This window comes from Dactylosporangium sp. NPDC051087 (assembly GCF_055586325.1).
This window is the reverse complement of record NZ_JBVJIJ010000028.1, coordinates 54,684-69,794: the sequence shown is the minus strand read 5'-3', so window position 1 is coordinate 69,794 and position 15,111 is coordinate 54,684. Positions and strand designations below refer to the sequence as shown.

Here is a 15,111-nt window from a genome sequence, read left to right as displayed (position 1 = left end):
CCGACGTCAGGCGTCGTGGTGTCTCGCGTGGGTCGGGGCGGCGTGTTCTGGCCTGCTTGGACGGTCGCTTCAGCTGGGCCACAGGCCGGCTTCAGGACGCCGTGGTCCCCTGCGGCGTATGAAGATCATGGCCAACGTCGCCCCGGTCGTCCGGTTGTCATGGCGGATCGTGCTCGCAACGGTGTTCATCGCCGCGCTGAGCGCCGGTCTCGTCGTGATGGTGGCTTCCGCGATGCAGTAGCTCCCCTCCGCGCACCCCCTGCTCAGCTCAGGGCGAGATCCAGGCGTGCCACGATCGGCCTCGGCGCGGTCATCCGCCACGCCTCGGTGATGAGGTCGGCTAGCTCGTCCTCGTGCGCCTTGCGCAGGCGCACCTGCACCCAGCCGAACCGGCCGGACGCGTGCGATTTCTTGTAGGCGCGCGGATCGTCCTCGACGAGGGCCGCCTGCTCCTCGCGGGACGTCTTGACCAGCATGGTCCAGTCGTCCTCGCACAGATAGGCGAACCCCCGGTCGCGCACCCGGAAGCCGAGATGGTTGCCGTGCAGGCGTTGCTCGACCTCAGGCAGTGTCAGGACCATCCGGAGCGCCTCGTCGACGCTCACCCCGCGGCTGGTTCGGATTCCCATGTCTGTAGGTGTAACAGGAGGGTCCGACACTTTTCCGAGGATCCGATTTTCCCCATTTGCTCAATTTCATGATCAAATGTGTCCCCGCAGCTTGCGGGCGTGCGACCGAAATTGTCGGGGGGCGTCGCTATGGTGACGGCCAACCGCGACGGGGGACACGGGGAGACGTCGGATGAGCACATTCGTTCTGGCCGCATGGCTGCGCGACATCATGCCGCGGCGCGGTGGTGCGCGCGCCGGGTTCAGCCTTTCCGCGACGTGGGCCGCCGACCTCGCCGCGCTGCTCGGCAGGCGCCCCAGCCTGCGCTCCGCGCTCACCCACCCCGACACCCCCGCCGACCTCAGCGCCGCGGGCATCGCACACCTCGACGGCGACCCGGCGAGCACCCCGCTGGGCGCCGCCACGGTTGCCGCCGCCTATGCCGGCCCGCCCGACGATCGGAGCAGGGCCGCCGCGGGCGCGTTCGCCGACGCGTGGATCGCCGGGCGCGGGTTGCCGTTCGCCGTCGACGCCGCGATGGAGCTGCAGGGCCTCGGCTATGGCGGCCTCGTCGGCGGCACCACGCTGGTCGGTCAGCCCGTCGTGCGCCGGCTGCGCGGCTCGGAGGGCGCCGGCCGCGTCCTCGCCCGGGTCAGGGCCGCGCTCGCCGCCGCACCCGAGCGGGACTATGCGTCGTTGGTGGAGCTGCTCGCCCGATGGCGGGAGCGGTCCTCGACGCACCGGGTCGTGACCGCGTTCCTCGCGCCGACCGAGGCGTCCTGGGTGGAGGAGGAGGTGCGCGGCCGCGTCGCTGGCGACGACTGGCGCACCCTGCTGACCCTCGCCTCCGTGACCAGCGCCGTGCAGGCGTCGACCCTCACCGGGGACTATCCGCCCGAGGCGCTGTTCACCGAGCCGGGGCGGCTGCTCACCCTCGCCGACGGCCTCGGCGAGGAGATCGCGCCGCTGTTCGTGGACTGGCTCGACCGGTTCGGGGCGATGCCGGCCGGCGGGCGCCGCACCGTCCTCGCCGTCCTCGCCGCCGTGCCGACCGACGAGGCGTTCCAGGCGTTGGCCGACCGGGTCGCCGAGCGGGCCGTGCCGGCGGCGCTGACCGAGGCGTCCGACCGGTTCCCCGAGCGCGCGGTGCGGCTGCTCGCGGCCGGCGCGTCCCGCCGCCGCGTCGCCGAGCGCCTGCGCACCCACGTCGCCCGGCACCGCGCCGCCGCCGAGACGGTCCTGCCCACGCTCACCGGCCCGGCCGCCCCCCCGGGTCGCCGCCGAGATCGCCGCCCTCGATCGGCGGGTGATGGCGCCGCCGCACGCGCTGCCACCGCTGCTCGCGACGCCACCGTGGGCCGAGGGCCGCCGGTCCGCCGCGAAGCCGATCGTCGTTGCCGCCCTCGTGTGCACCGACGAGGCAACCGTCGCGTGGCAGCCGGGCGAGCGGGACGAGTGGCTGCGCCGGTCCGCGAAGTTCACCGAGTGGGGACCGGCCGACGGCGACTGGCCGAAGATCGCCCGCGATCTGGCGGCGGGCAGGCCCCGCCGGTGGTTTGACGTCGTCGGATTCTTCCTGAGCGCTCCGCTGGAGCTGGCCGTCCCGCTCGCCGCCGGGTGGCTGCCCGGCCGCCGGTGGGACGAGGAGGGCTGGGCGCCAGGGCTCGTCGCGCGGTTCGGTGCGGCCGTGCTGCCGCTCATCCTGGAGATCGACCGGTCGAGCAGGTCGAGCACGACGCCGCTGCTGATGCCGTTCACCGGGCCCGAGGTCGCCACGGTCATCGCCCGTCGGCTCGACGGCAGCCGGTCCGCGCGCCGGCACGCCGTCGCCTGGCTGCGCCGGCACCCCGCTTCCGCGGCCCGCGCCCTGGTGCCGGCCGCCGTCGGCCCCACCGGCCAGGCGCGCCGCCTCGCCGGGCAGGCGCTGCGGCTCATCGCCGAGCACGGTGACCGTGACACGGTCGAGTCCGCCGCCCGGTCGTATGGGGCGGCGGCCGCCACCGCCGTGCGGGACCTGCTCGACACCGACCCGCTCGACGTGCTCCCGGCCCGGCCACCGGCGCTGCCCGACTGGGCCGACCCCTCGGCGCTCGCCCCGATCGAGCTGCGCGCCGGTGCCGGCTGCGTCCCGCTCGGCGCCGCCCGGCACGTGCTGACGATGCTGGCCATGTCGCGGCCGGGCGAGCCCTATGCGGGCCTGGCCGTCCTCGCCGGGTCGTGCACGCCCGGGTCGCTCGCTGCGTTCGCCGCCTCGCTGCTCGACCGCTGGGTCGAGGCCGGCGCCCCGCCACGCGCCGCCTGGGTGCTGGAGGCGCAGGCCACGCTCGGCGACGACGACACCGCGCGGCGGCTCGCCTCCTATGTCCGGGCCTGGCGGGCGCAGGGTGCCGCGGGGCGGGCGGCCTCCGCCGTGGACGTCATCGCCAGGATCGGCACCGAGGGCGCGCTCACCCAGCTGCACCGGCTCAGCACGACCGTCCGGGCCAGGCCCGTGCGCGCCCGGGCGGCGGAGCGGCTCGCCGAGGTCGCCGCGGGGCTCGAGCTGTCGCCGGAGCAGCTCGCCGACCGGCTCGTGCCCGACCTCGGCCTCGACGCCGCCGGCACCCTCGTCCTGGACTACGGGCCGCGCCGCTTCACGGTCGGCTTCGACGAGCGGCTCGCCCCGTTCGTCGCCGACGGGTCCGGCGCACGACGGGCGGACCTGCCGAAGCCCGGGGCGCGCGACGACCTCGCGCTGGCCACCGCCGCCGTGCAGCGCTTCGCCGCGCTGAAGAAGGAGGCGCGGGCCGTCGCCGCCGAGCAGGTCCGCCGCTTCGAGCACGCGATGGTGACGGGCCGCCGCTGGAGCGGCGCCGAGTTCCGCCGCCTGATCGTCCGGCACCCGCTGGTGTTCCACATCGCCCGGCGGCTCGTGTGGGTCGTGCACCCCTCTCCCACCGGTGCCCGCGCCGGCGTTGTGGTCGGTGCGCTCGATGGCGCTGTGGTGCGGGCGGTGCGGGTGGCGGAGGACCGCAGTTTCGCCGATGTCGACGACGGGCCGGTGGCGGTGGCCGACGACGACGTGGTGGGGGTGGCGCATCCGCTGCACCTCGGGGAGAGCGGCTGGGCCGAGGTGTTCGCCGACTATGCGATCGGGCAGCCATTCGCGCAGCTGGCGCGGGGGAGTCATGCGTTCACCGCGGAGGAGCTGGAGCAGGACGTCCTGGTCAGGTTCGCCGGGGCGAAGGCGCCCGGGTCGAGGTTCGCCGCGCTGACGCGTGGGTCCTGGCGGCGCGCCGACGTCACGCACCGGGACCGGCCGGGGTGGGTCGAGCGAGACCTGCCGGGTGGGCTCGTCGCGGTCGTCGGGCTCGACCCAGGACTGCAGTTCGGCGCCCTTTCGCGGGACCCGGTCCAGGAGATCACCGAGATCGCGGTCGTGACCCGGCTGGGCGACGGGTCGGAGGGCGGGCGGGTGCCGTTCGCCGAGGTCGACCCCATCAGCGCCTATGAGCTCGTCCGCGACCTGGAGGCGGCGACCGCATGAGCCTTGCCCGTGCCCTGGGGCCGGCGATCGCGTTGATTCGCGTCCGGGACTTGGAGGTCGCGATCGCGTTGATTCGTGTCCGGGGCTTGGAGGTGGCGACCGCGTGAGCCTTGTCCGTGGCCTTGGCCGGCGACCGCATGAGGGAGGACAGCTTCGTCACGCCCGCCTCGTGGCGGCGCAGCAGCGTGCCGCGCAAGGTTGGTGCAGCGGTGGCGTGCCGGCCGAGCGCCGGCTGGCGGCGGCCGGCGGCGCAGGATGCGGGGATCCGGCCGGCGATGCAACGGCCCGGCCGCTGCCCGGCGGGGCGCTGCTCATCGCCGAGCTCGACCCCGGCGTCCAGGCCGGCGACCGGGCCGGCCTCGCGGAGCAGGTGTGCCGCGAGGTGTGGATCGGCGGCACGATCGACCGCATGTGGACGGCGGAGCGGCCGCACGTGTTCGGCGAGCGCGGCCCCGTTACCGTGTCCGAGATCATCGGAGACCCGCGGGAGGTCATGCAGTGAGCGCCGCCGAAAGCCCGCCGCGCGACGCGGCCACAGTGCAGCGGCCGCCGGCCGAGGTCCGGTTTGCCGACGAGCTGGCCACGCTCCGCGACACCGACAAGGGGGAGCGGCCGCCGGGGTGGGCGCTGAGCCTCACGGCCGCGCGGCGGTTCATCGTCGGTGACCCGGCCGCCGGGGTGAGCCGCAAGTTCGTCGGCGACCCGTCGCTCATCGACCGGGCGCTCGTGTCGCTCGCCACCAGCCGCGGGCTGATGCTCGTCGGCGAGCCCGGCACCGCCAAGTCGCTGCTGTCGGAGCTGCTCGCCGCCGCCGTCAGCGGGGACTCGACGCTGACCGTCCAGGGCGGCGCGGCGACGACCGAGGACCAGATCAAGTATTCGTGGAACTATGCGCTGCTCGTCGCCGAGGGGCCCAACCAGCGCTCGCTCGTCCGCGCGCCGCTGCTGCGCGGGATGGCCGAGGGCAAGGTGGTGCGGTTCGAGGAGATCACCCGCTGCCCGCTGGAGGTCCAGGACTGCATGCTGTCGCCGCTGTCGGACCGGGTCCTCGCGATCCCCGAGCTGACCGGGCCCGACGCGATGGTGTTCGCCCGGGACGGGTTCAACGTGATCGCGACCGCGAACACCCGCGACCGGGGCGTCAACGAGATGAGCGCCGCGCTGAAACGGCGGTTCAACTTCGAGACCGTGTTCCCGATCGCCGACTTCGACACCGAGCTGGCGCTCGTCGAGGCGGAGGCCGGCGCGCTGCTGCGCAGGTCCGGGGTCACCGCCGCGCCGCGCCGCGACGTGCTCGAGGTGCTCGTCACCACGTTCCGGGAGCTGCGCACCGGGCAGTCCGCGCGCGGCGACACGATGGAGCGCCTGTCGGCGGTGATGAGCACCGCCGAGGCCGTGTCGGTCGCGCACGCCGTCGGGCTGCGCGGCTGGTTCCTGCGCCGGGAGCCGGGCACCGCCGAGGACCTCGTCACGTGCCTCGCCGGCACCGCCGCGAAGGACAACACCGACGATCTCGCGAAGCTGCGGCGGTACTTGGAGCAGCAGCTGACCTGGCGGCCGGGCGCGCAGTGGAAGGCCCTGCACGCCGCCCGCCACCAGCTGCCGGGCTGACGATGGCCACGACGTTCATCGGCGTGCGGCATCACAGCCCCGCCTGCGCCAGGCTGGTCGCCGGCACGATCGCGGCGCTGCGGCCCGCGCACGTGCTGGTCGAGGGTCCCGCCGACATGAACGACCGGCTCGGTGAGCTGCTCCTCGGCCACGAGCTGCCGGTCGCCGTGTTCAGCAGCTACCGCGACGAGGAGCGGCACTCCGGCTCGTGGGCGCCGTTCTGCGCGTATTCGCCGGAATGGGTCGCGCTGCAGGAGGGCCACCGCGCCGGCGCCGAGGTCCGCTTCATCGACCTGCCCGCATGGGACAAGGCGATGGCCGAGCGGGAGAACCGGTACGCGGACGCCGAGCAGCGCTATGCCGACGTCGTCGGCCGGCTCTGCGTCGAGTTCGCCGTCGACAACGTGGACGCGCTGTGGGACCACCTGTTCGAGATCCCGCCCGACGACGGGATCGCCGAGCGTCTCGCCGCCTACTTCGACCTGATCCGCGGCGAGACCGCGGCGAGCGACGGTGACACGCGGCGGGAGGCGTACATGGCCGGCTGGATCCGTGCGGCGGCCGCCGACGCGGGGGAGCGGCCCGTCGTCGTGGTCACCGGCGGCTTCCACCGGCCGGCCCTGATGCGCCTGCTCGACGGCGACGCCGCGTGGCCCGACGTGCCGGCACTGCCCGAGGGCGCCGTCGGCGGCAGCTACCTGGTGCCCTATTCGTTCCGCCGGTTGGACGCGTTCGACGGGTACCAGTCGGGCATGCCGTCGCCGGAGTACTACCAGCAGCTGTGGGACGGCGGGCCGCAGCACGCGGCCGGTCACCTGACGGCTGCCGTCGTCGGCCGGCTCCGGGACCGCAACCAGCGGGCCTCGACCGCCGACCTCATCGCCGCGGCCACGACCTCGGCGGGGCTGGCGCTCGTGCGCGGACACCACCGGCCCGGCCGCACCGACGTCCTCGACGGGCTCGCCGGCGCGCTCGTCCACGACGCGCTCGACGAGCCGCTGCCGTGGGCGACCCGCGGCCGGCTGCGGGCCGGCACCCACCCGGTCGTCGTCGAGATGGTCGCCGCGCTCAGCGGTTCCCGTGTCGGCCGGCTGCACCCCTCGACCCCGCTGCCGCCGCTCGTCCACGACGCCGACGCCGACCTCGAGCGGGAAGGGCTCGCCGGCGACCGCACCGTCGAGCTCCCGCTGACCACGGACGACGGCCTGCGCCGCAGCCGCCTCCTGCACCGGCTCCGGGTGCTGGGCATTCCCGGCTTCACCCGCCGCCGCGGCCCGCGCACCGGCGTCGACCCCGTCCTGGCCGAGCAGTGGGACATCACCGTCCACGAGCACCGGCTGGTCGCGTTGATCGAGGCCGGCGCGTACGGGGCGACCCTCGACGAAGCGGCCGCGGCCGCCCTGGCCGAACGCGTCCGCGGCGCCGACGTCGCCGGACTCGCCGACGCCCTGTTCGACGCCGCGCTGTGCGGCACCGTCCGGCTGTCGGGCCAGGTGCTGCACGATCTGCGTGCCGCTGTCGGTACCGCCGCGGACCTCGGCACCCTGGGCAGGCTCCTCGCGGTCGTGCTGACCCTGTGGCGCCACGACCGTCTCCTCGGCACGGCCGGCAGCGCCCCGCTCGGCACCGTCATCGCCGCCGCGCAGCAGCGGGCGCTGTGGCTCGCCGAGGGCGTCCGTGGCAGCACGTCCCCGGCGGATCCGGCCCGCATCGCCGCGGTCGTCGCCGTCCGGGACACGATGCTGCACGCGGGGCGCCGGCTCGGCCTGGACCAGGACGCCGCCCTCGCCGTGATGCGGCGCGTCGCCGCGGACCCCGACACCCCACCCGACCTCCGCGGCGCCGCGTTCGGCTTCGGCTGGTCCGCCCCCACCTCCGACGACACGACGCCCGCTGCGAGCGGTGCCGCCGGTCCGGCGGAGCCCGAGGGCGGCGGGACCGGGCGGCACGGGGCGGACGAGGCGGTGCGGGCGGTGCGAGGGGCGGCGGCGCCCGAGACCGTGGGGGACTGGCTGGCGGGGCTGTTCGCCGTCGCGCGGGAAGAGGTGCTGCACACGCCACGGGTGCTGGATGTGCTCGACGACATGGTCAGCGGGATGGGGGAGGCGGAGTTCCTGATCGCGCTGCCGGCGTTGCGGCAGGCGTTCACGTATTTCCCGCCGCGCGAACGGGAGACCGTCGCCGGGCATCTCCTCGCCCGGCGAGGCCTCGGCGGGACCGGCCGGGCGCTGCTGCGGTCCGGGGGCGCCGATCCTGCGCTCGTCGCCGCGGCGGCCGACCTGGAAGCCCGCGTCGACGCCGCCCTGATCCGCGAAGGACTGCTGACATGACCCGCGAAGGACCGCTGGCATGACCGCCCCCGACCACGACCCGGCGGCGTTGGAGCGGTGGCGGCTGGTGCTCGGGGAGCCGGGGCAGTCCGTCATGGGCGGCGGGCAGCTCAGCGGGCAAGGGGCGGGCCGCGACGCCGCGCTCGACTGGCTGTACGGGCGCGACGAGGACCTGGAGCGCCGCGGGATCCGCCCGCAGACCAGGCAGGGCGGCGACGGTGCGTCCGTCGTGACCACGGTCGACTGGCTGGACGGGATCACGACGCTGTTCCCGAAGGAGACGGTGGAGCGGCTGCAGCGCGACGCCGTGGAGCGGTACGAGATCCATGACGTCGTCACCGACCCGGCGGTGCTGGGCAGGATCGAGCCGAACCCGACGCTGCTGAAGGCCGTGCTGCGCACGAAGCATCTGATGAACCCCGACGTGCTGCTCCTCGCGCGCAGGATCGTGGAGGCGGTCGTACGGCAGCTGATGGAGAAACTGGCGACGCAGGTGCGGCACGCGTTCTCCGGGTCGCGGTCCCGCAGCGCGAGCAGGTTCAAGGTCGCGAGGAACTTCGACATCAGGCGCACGCTGCGGGCGAACCTGGGGCGGTACCGGCCGGGGGAGCGCAAGGTGTACGTCGAGACGGCGTACTTCGTGGCGCGGACCCGCCGGCACCTGGACCGGTGGCAGGTGATCCTGCTCGTCGACCAGTCGGGTTCGATGGCGGGCAGCGTCATCCACTCGGCCGTCACGGCGGCGTGCCTGTGGGGGCTGCCGGGCGTGAAGACGCACCTGGTCGCGTTCGACACCGCGGTCGTCGACCTGACCTCGGACGTCGACGATCCGGTGGAGCTGCTCATGAAGGTCCAGCTCGGCGGTGGTACTGACATCGCGCGGGCCGTCGAGTACGGGGCCGGGCTGATCGAGCAGCCGAGACGCGCGATCGTGGTGCTGATCAGCGACCTGTACGAGGGGACCGGCGGTGAGGGGCGGCTCGTCCACCTGGTGCGGGAGCTCACGGGGCAGGGGTCGAAGGTGCTGTGCCTGGCGGCGCTCGACGAGGACGCCGACCCCGCCTTCGACCGCGACATGGGCGCCCGCCTCGCCGACGTCGGCGCCGCCGTGGGCGCGATGACCCCGGGGCAGCTGGCGGAGTTCGTGGCCGAGCAGGTGAGCAGATGAACCGCCGAGCAGGCCGGCCGACTGAACGCCCAGCGGGTGGGCCGACTGAACGCCGGACAGGTGGGCTGAGCGAGCGCCGAGCGGGTGGATCGATGAGCGCCGGGCGGGTGGGAACGTGAGAGCCGACCTCAGCGCGCTCACCGCGGACGGCCTCGCCGCGCTCACCAACCGGGGACTCGTGAAACGCGCGACCCGCGAGGTCGAGGCGGCGCCCCCGACGATCACCGAGGACGCCGGCGGCACGGTCCACGGCACGTACGCGGACGGCCCCGAGACGACCCTCCCGCCCGGCGGCCTGGAGCGAGGCACCTGCACGTGCGGCGCCACCGGGGTCTGCCGCCACATCGTCGGCCTGGTCATCGCGTACCAGAAAGCCGGCGAACCCAGCCCAGCCGGCGAACCCGGCACAGCCAACGAACCCGGCACTGCCGGCGAACCCGGGACGGACAGCGAACCCGGGCCCGGGACCGACAGCGACCCCAGAACGGGCGGCAAACCCAGGACGGGCGGCAAGAACGGGAAAGGCAGCGGACCGGAGTATCGGCAGTGGTCGCCGGGCGCGTTCACCGACGAGCAGCTCGAGGCCCGCATCGGCGCCCGCCGGCTGAGCGCCGCCAGGAGGCAGCACCGGGCCGGCTACGCCGCCCGCGTCCACCGGCCCTCGGCCGGCGACCCCGCGCCGCGGGTGGACCTCGGCTCGGCGACGGTCCGGTTCCTGGTCCCCGACGACCTGGGCTTCGTGCACACCGACGCGGTCGCCGGGACCCGTGACGACATCATCGCCCTGGCCGTGTGGGCGTTCCGGGAGGCCGACGCCAAGGCGCCCGGTGAGCCCGACGCGCAGGTCGACGTCGGCGGCACCGGGACCGCGGAGGGCGGCGGCCACGCCTCGCTCGACACGGCGGTCCGGCTCGCCGACGAGGTGCTGCTGACCGGCGCCACCCACGTCGGTCCCGGGATCGCCGCCGGGGTCGCCGAGGTGCGGCAGCGCCTGGACAAGGCGGGGCTGCGCTGGCCGCTGCTCGCGGTCGGTGACCTGGAGGAGCAGCTGGCCGCGTACGAGCAGCGGGCCAGCTCGTACAGTCACGAACGCCTCGCCGAGCTGATCACGGAGCTGCACGCGCGGCGGCGGGCGGTCGCGGCGCAGGGGGCGGGCGCCAGGGTCCTCGGCACCCAGGAGGCGGCGGAGACGCCGATGCGCCGGGCCCGCCTCGACGGCCTCGGCTGCCGGGTCCGCGCGGTCGGTGACGAGCGGCAGGTCGAGATCTACTTCGCGCACGCCGACAGCGCCACCGTCCTGGTGCTGCGGCGGAAGTTCCAGGACGGGGCGAGGGTCGGCGGCGTGACGGTCGCGCAGCTCGCGGGCGGCACCGTGGTCACCGAGTCCGCGGTCCGCAGCGCCAGCCGCACCGTCCGGCTCGCCACCGGCAGGATCGCGAAGACCACCGTCACCCCGTCGCAGGGGGCGTGGACGTCGCTGCCGGACCCGCTCGTCGTGCGGGACCTGCGGGAGCTGCGGGCGCAGCTGGACCGGATGCCGCCGCGCGTCGTGCGGCCCAGGATCGAGGCCGAGCTCGTCCGGGTGATCGCGGTCGCCGAGGTGCGGTCGCTGCGGTACTCCCCGGGCGACCAACGGCTCGACGCGGTGGTCGCCGACGAGGCGGGCGGGGTGGCGACGATCACCGCGACGCACACCGCCGCCGCGCCCGGCGCCCTGGACGCGATCGCCGCCGCGCTGGACGGTCCTGTTCGTGCCGTCGCCGGCACCGTCGGCAGGGTCCGCGGCGAGATCCTCGTCGAGCCGCTCGGGCTCGCGGTCGGTGCCGACGCCGTCGTGGTGCCGGATCTGGCGCCGGCGGGCGGCCTGCGGATCGGTGGCGGCGGGGCCGGTGCCGGCGACCCGATCCGCCGGGCCGTCGACGCCGCCGTGGCGCTGCTCGCGGAGGTCCCGCACCGCGGGCTGCGGATGCTGCCGCCGACGTTCGCGGGCCGGCTCAAGGACGCGGAGGCGGGCCTCGCGGGGGTGGGGCTGCGCCGCGCGGCCGCCACCGTCGGCGCCCTGCGGGCCGGGCTCGGACCCGACCCGGACGACGCGACAGTGGCCTTGTGGGCCGATGCGTACCTGCGCCTCCTGGTGACCGCCGAACTGCAGTGACCCGCCCGTGACGGACCGTCGAAGCGCAGTCGTTTTGCCCGGTCTGCGTGTGCCGAAAAGCCCGACGCAAGTGGGATCACATCCGCTCGACGGCGTGTCGATCTTGATCCGTGGTTAGGCTGACCCGCCGGAACCGTAGGACAGCTTCATAGGGGGGCGCAGCATGGCCGACTCGTTCGTGCATCTCCACGTGCACACCGAGTACTCCATGCTCGACGGAGCGGCGCGACTGAAGGACATGTTCAAGGAGGCGAACCGTCTCGGCATGCCCGCCGTCGCGATCACCGACCACGGCAACATGCACGGCGCGTATGACTTCTACAAGCAGGCGACCGCCGCCGGGGTCACGCCGATCCTGGGTGTCGAGGCGTATGTCGCGCCCGAGTCGCGGCTGCACAAGCAGCGCGTCAAGTGGGGCCGCCCGGACCAGAAGGACGACGACGTGTCCGGCTCCGGCGGGTACACGCACAAGACCATCTGGGCGCGCAACCGCACCGGCCTGCACAACCTGTTCCGGCTCAACTCGCGGGCGTCGATCGAGGGGCACTTCGTGAAGTGGCCCCGGATGGACATGGAGATCATCGCCGAGCACGCCGAGGGCCTGATGGCCACGACCGGCTGCCCGTCCGGCGAGGTGCAGACCCGGCTGCGCCTGGACCAGTTCGACGAGGCGCTGAAGGCGGCCGCGAAGTACCAGGAGATCTTCGGCAAGGACAACTACTTCCTCGAGGTCATGGACCACGGCCTCGACATCGAGCGCCGGGTCCGTGAGGGCCTGACCGAGATCAGCAAGCGGCTCAACATCCCGCCGGTCGTCACCAACGACTCGCACTACACGCACCAGGCCCAGGCCGAGGCGCACGACGTGCTGCTGTGCGTGCAGACCGCGGCCAACATCAACGACCCCAACCGGTTCCGGTTCGGCGGGTCGGGCTACTACCTGAAGTCCGCGGACGAGATGCGCGCCGTCGACAGCTCCGACCTGTGGCAGGAGGGCTGCCGCAACACGCTGCTGGTGGCGTCGCGGGTCGACACCGAGGGGATGTTCAAGGAGCGCAACCTGATGCCGCGCTTCCCGGTCCCCGAGGGGGAGACCGAGGAGTCGTTCTTCCGCGCCGAGGTCGCCCGCGGGATGGCCCGCCGCTTCCCCGGCGGGGTCGACGAGGAGCACCAGCGCCAGGCCGACTACGAGGCCGACATGATCGTGAAGATGGGCTTCCCGGCCTACTTCCTCGTCGTGTCCGACTTCATCCTGTGGGCGAAGAACCAGGGCATCGCCGTCGGCCCGGGCCGTGGCTCGGCGGCGGGCAGCCTCGTCGCGTACGCGATGGGCATCACCGACCTCGACCCGCTGCCGCACGGCCTGATCTTCGAGCGGTTCCTCAACCCCGACCGCATCTCGATGCCCGACATCGACATCGACTTCGACGAGCGCCGGCGCGGCGACGTCATCCGCTACGTGACCGACAAGTGGGGCGAGGACCGGGTCGCGCAGATCGCCACGTTCGGCACGATCAAGGCCAAGGCCGCCATCAAGGACTCCGCGCGGGTCCTCGGCTACCCGTTCGCGGTCGGCGACCGGATCACCAAGGCGATGCCGCCGGCCGTCATGGGCAAGGACATCCCGCTCAGCGGCATCTTCGACCCCAACCATCCGCGGTACTCCGAGGCGGTCGAGTTCCGCGCGCTGTACGACAGCGACCCCGACGTCAAGAAGGTCGTCGAGACCGCGAAGGGCATCGAGGGCCTGATCCGGCAGACGGGTGTGCACGCCGCCGGCGTCATCATGTCCGCCGAGCCGCTGATCGAGCACGTGCCGCTGATGCGCCGCGACGCCGACGGCGCCATCATCACGCAGTTCGACTACCCGACGTGCGAGACGCTCGGGCTGCTGAAGATGGACTTCCTCGGCCTGCGCAACCTGACGATCATCGACGACGCGCTCAAGAACATCGAGCGCACCCACGGCATCAAGCTCGACCTGCTCGGCCTGTCCCTGGACGACAAGGCCGCCTACGAGCTCCTCGCCCGCGGCGACACGCTCGGCGTGTTCCAGCTCGACGGCGGCCCGATGCGCTCGCTGCTGCGGCTGATGAAGCCCGACAACTTCGAGGACATCTCCGCCGTCCTGGCGCTGTACCGGCCCGGCCCGATGGGTGCGAACTCGCACACGAACTACGCGCTGCGCAAGAACGGGCAGCAGGAGATGACCCCGATCCACCCGGAGCTGGAGGAGCCGCTCCAGGAGATCCTCGGTCCCACGTACGGGCTGATCGTCTACCAGGAGCAGGTGCAGCGCGCCGCGCAGAAGCTCGCCGGCTACACGCTCGGCCAGGCCGACCTGCTGCGCCGGGCGATGGGCAAGAAGAAGAAAGAGGTCCTGGAGAAGGAGTTCGTGCCGTTCAGCGACGGCATGAAGGCCAACGGCTACAGCCCCGACGCCATCAAGAAGCTCTGGGACGTCCTCGTCCCCTTCGCCGACTACGCGTTCAACAAGGCGCACACCGCCGGCTACGGCCTGGTGTCCTACTGGACGGCGTACCTCAAGGCGAACTACCCGGCCGAGTACATGGCCGGGCTGCTCACCAGCGTCGGCGACGACAAGGACAAGATGGCCCTGTACCTGTCGGAGTGCCGGCGGATGGGCATCGACGTGCTGCCGCCCGACGTGAACACGTCCGCGGGCCCGTTCACCCCGGTCGGCAAGGACATCCGCTTCGGTCTCGCCGCCGTGCGCAACGTCGGCCACAACGTCGTCGACGCGATCGTGCGGTGCCGGCAGGCCGCGCCGTACAAGGACTTCCACGACTTCCTGTCCAAGGTCGACGCGGTCGCCTGCAACAAGAAGACCGTCGAGTCGCTCATCAAGGCCGGCGCGTTCGACTCGATGGGGCACCCGCGCCGCGGCCTGCTCGCCATCCACGCCGACGCGATCGACGCCTACGCCGACATCAAGAAGAACGAGGCGATCGGCCAGTTCGACCTGTTCGGCGACGCGTTCGCCGGCGACGACACCGGCAGCGCCGGCCCGGCCATGACCGCGGCGATCCCGCAGATCGAGTGGGACAAGCGGGAGCTGCTCACCTTCGAGCGGGAGATGCTCGGCCTGTACGTGTCCGACCACCCGCTGTTCGGTCTCGAGTCGGTCCTGGCGAAGGCCGCCGACACGGCGATCAGCAGCCTGTCGGAGGAGGGCTCGGTGCCCGACGGCGCCGTCATCACCCTCGCCGGCATGCTCACCGGCGTCCAGCGGCGCATCACCAAGCAGGGCAAGCCGTGGGCGTCGGCGAGCCTGGAGGACCTCGGCGGTGCCGTCGAGGCGCTGTTCTTCCCCAACACGTACGAGCTGGTCGGCCAGTACATCGCCGAGGACGCGATCGTCGTGGTGAAGGGCCGCGTCGACCGGCGCGACGAGACGCCGCGGCTCATGGCGATGGACCTGTCGATGCCCGACGTCACCGTCGCCGACGAGAACCGGCCGGTGGTGCTGTCGCTGCCCGCGACCCGGTGCACGCCGCCGCTCGTCGACCGGCTCAAGGAGATCCTGCTCAACCACCCGGGCAAGGCCGAGGTGCACATCAAGCTGCAGAACGGCTCGAAGGTCACCCTGCTGCGGCTCGGGCCCTACCACGTCGCCCCGACCACCGCGCTGAAAGGCGACCTCAAGGCGCTGCTGGGGCCCAACAGCTTCTCGTAGGACGCTCACGATAAG

10 protein-coding genes are annotated in these 15,111 nt (G+C 73.6%); 9 read left to right on the top strand and 1 reads right to left on the bottom strand.

What is annotated here, in order from left to right; translation table 11 throughout:
• Positions 1-118: 118 nt before the first annotated feature.
• A complete protein-coding gene (locus ACZ6TV_RS41865; RefSeq protein WP_465304709.1) occupies positions 119-241 on the top strand; it encodes a hypothetical protein in 123 nt (40 codons plus the stop codon).
• Positions 242-263: 22 nt separating this feature from the next.
• Here the strand turns inward: ACZ6TV_RS41865 and ACZ6TV_RS41860 are convergent, their stop codons facing one another.
• Positions 264-629 carry an MmcQ/YjbR family DNA-binding protein gene (locus ACZ6TV_RS41860; RefSeq protein ID WP_354786535.1) on the bottom strand — a complete coding sequence of 122 codons (366 nt, stop codon included), beginning with the start codon at positions 627-629 and terminating at the stop codon, positions 264-266.
• Positions 630-801: 172 nt separating this feature from the next.
• On the opposite strand from ACZ6TV_RS41860, the gene ACZ6TV_RS41855 reads away from it, so the two are divergent.
• From ACZ6TV_RS41855 to dnaE, 8 genes are all read left to right on the top strand, one after another.
• A complete protein-coding gene (locus ACZ6TV_RS41855; RefSeq protein WP_465304707.1) occupies positions 802-2,169 on the top strand; it encodes a hypothetical protein in 1,368 nt (455 codons plus the stop codon).
• A 187-nt stretch (positions 2,170-2,356) separates the two neighbouring features.
• Positions 2,357-4,135: a DUF4132 domain-containing protein gene (locus ACZ6TV_RS41850; RefSeq protein ID WP_465304845.1), complete on the top strand. Its 1,779-nt coding sequence runs from the start codon at positions 2,357-2,359 to the stop codon at positions 4,133-4,135.
• Between the two features lie 214 nt (positions 4,136-4,349).
• Positions 4,350-4,637: a hypothetical protein gene (locus ACZ6TV_RS41845; RefSeq protein ID WP_465304705.1), complete on the top strand. Its 288-nt coding sequence runs from the start codon at positions 4,350-4,352 to the stop codon at positions 4,635-4,637.
• A complete protein-coding gene (locus ACZ6TV_RS41840) occupies positions 4,634-5,746 on the top strand; it encodes an ATP-binding protein (RefSeq protein WP_465304703.1) in 1,113 nt (370 codons plus the stop codon). Before ACZ6TV_RS41845 ends, ACZ6TV_RS41840 begins: the two co-directional genes overlap by 4 nt.
• Before the next feature lie 2 nt (positions 5,747-5,748).
• Positions 5,749-8,076: a DUF5682 family protein gene (locus ACZ6TV_RS41835; protein WP_465304701.1), complete on the top strand. Its 2,328-nt coding sequence runs from the start codon at positions 5,749-5,751 to the stop codon at positions 8,074-8,076.
• Between the two features lie 19 nt (positions 8,077-8,095).
• Positions 8,096-9,244: a VWA domain-containing protein gene (locus ACZ6TV_RS41830; protein WP_465304699.1), complete on the top strand. Its 1,149-nt coding sequence runs from the start codon at positions 8,096-8,098 to the stop codon at positions 9,242-9,244.
• Positions 9,245-9,359: 115 nt separating this feature from the next.
• Positions 9,360-11,399 (top strand): hypothetical protein, encoded by a 2,040-nt coding sequence (locus ACZ6TV_RS41825; protein WP_465304697.1) that lies wholly within the window; start codon positions 9,360-9,362, stop codon positions 11,397-11,399.
• Between the two features lie 163 nt (positions 11,400-11,562).
• Entirely contained in the window at positions 11,563-15,096 is a 3,534-nt protein-coding gene (dnaE, locus tag ACZ6TV_RS41820) for a DNA polymerase III subunit alpha (protein WP_465304695.1), read from the top strand.
• Positions 15,097-15,111 lie beyond the last annotated feature (15 nt).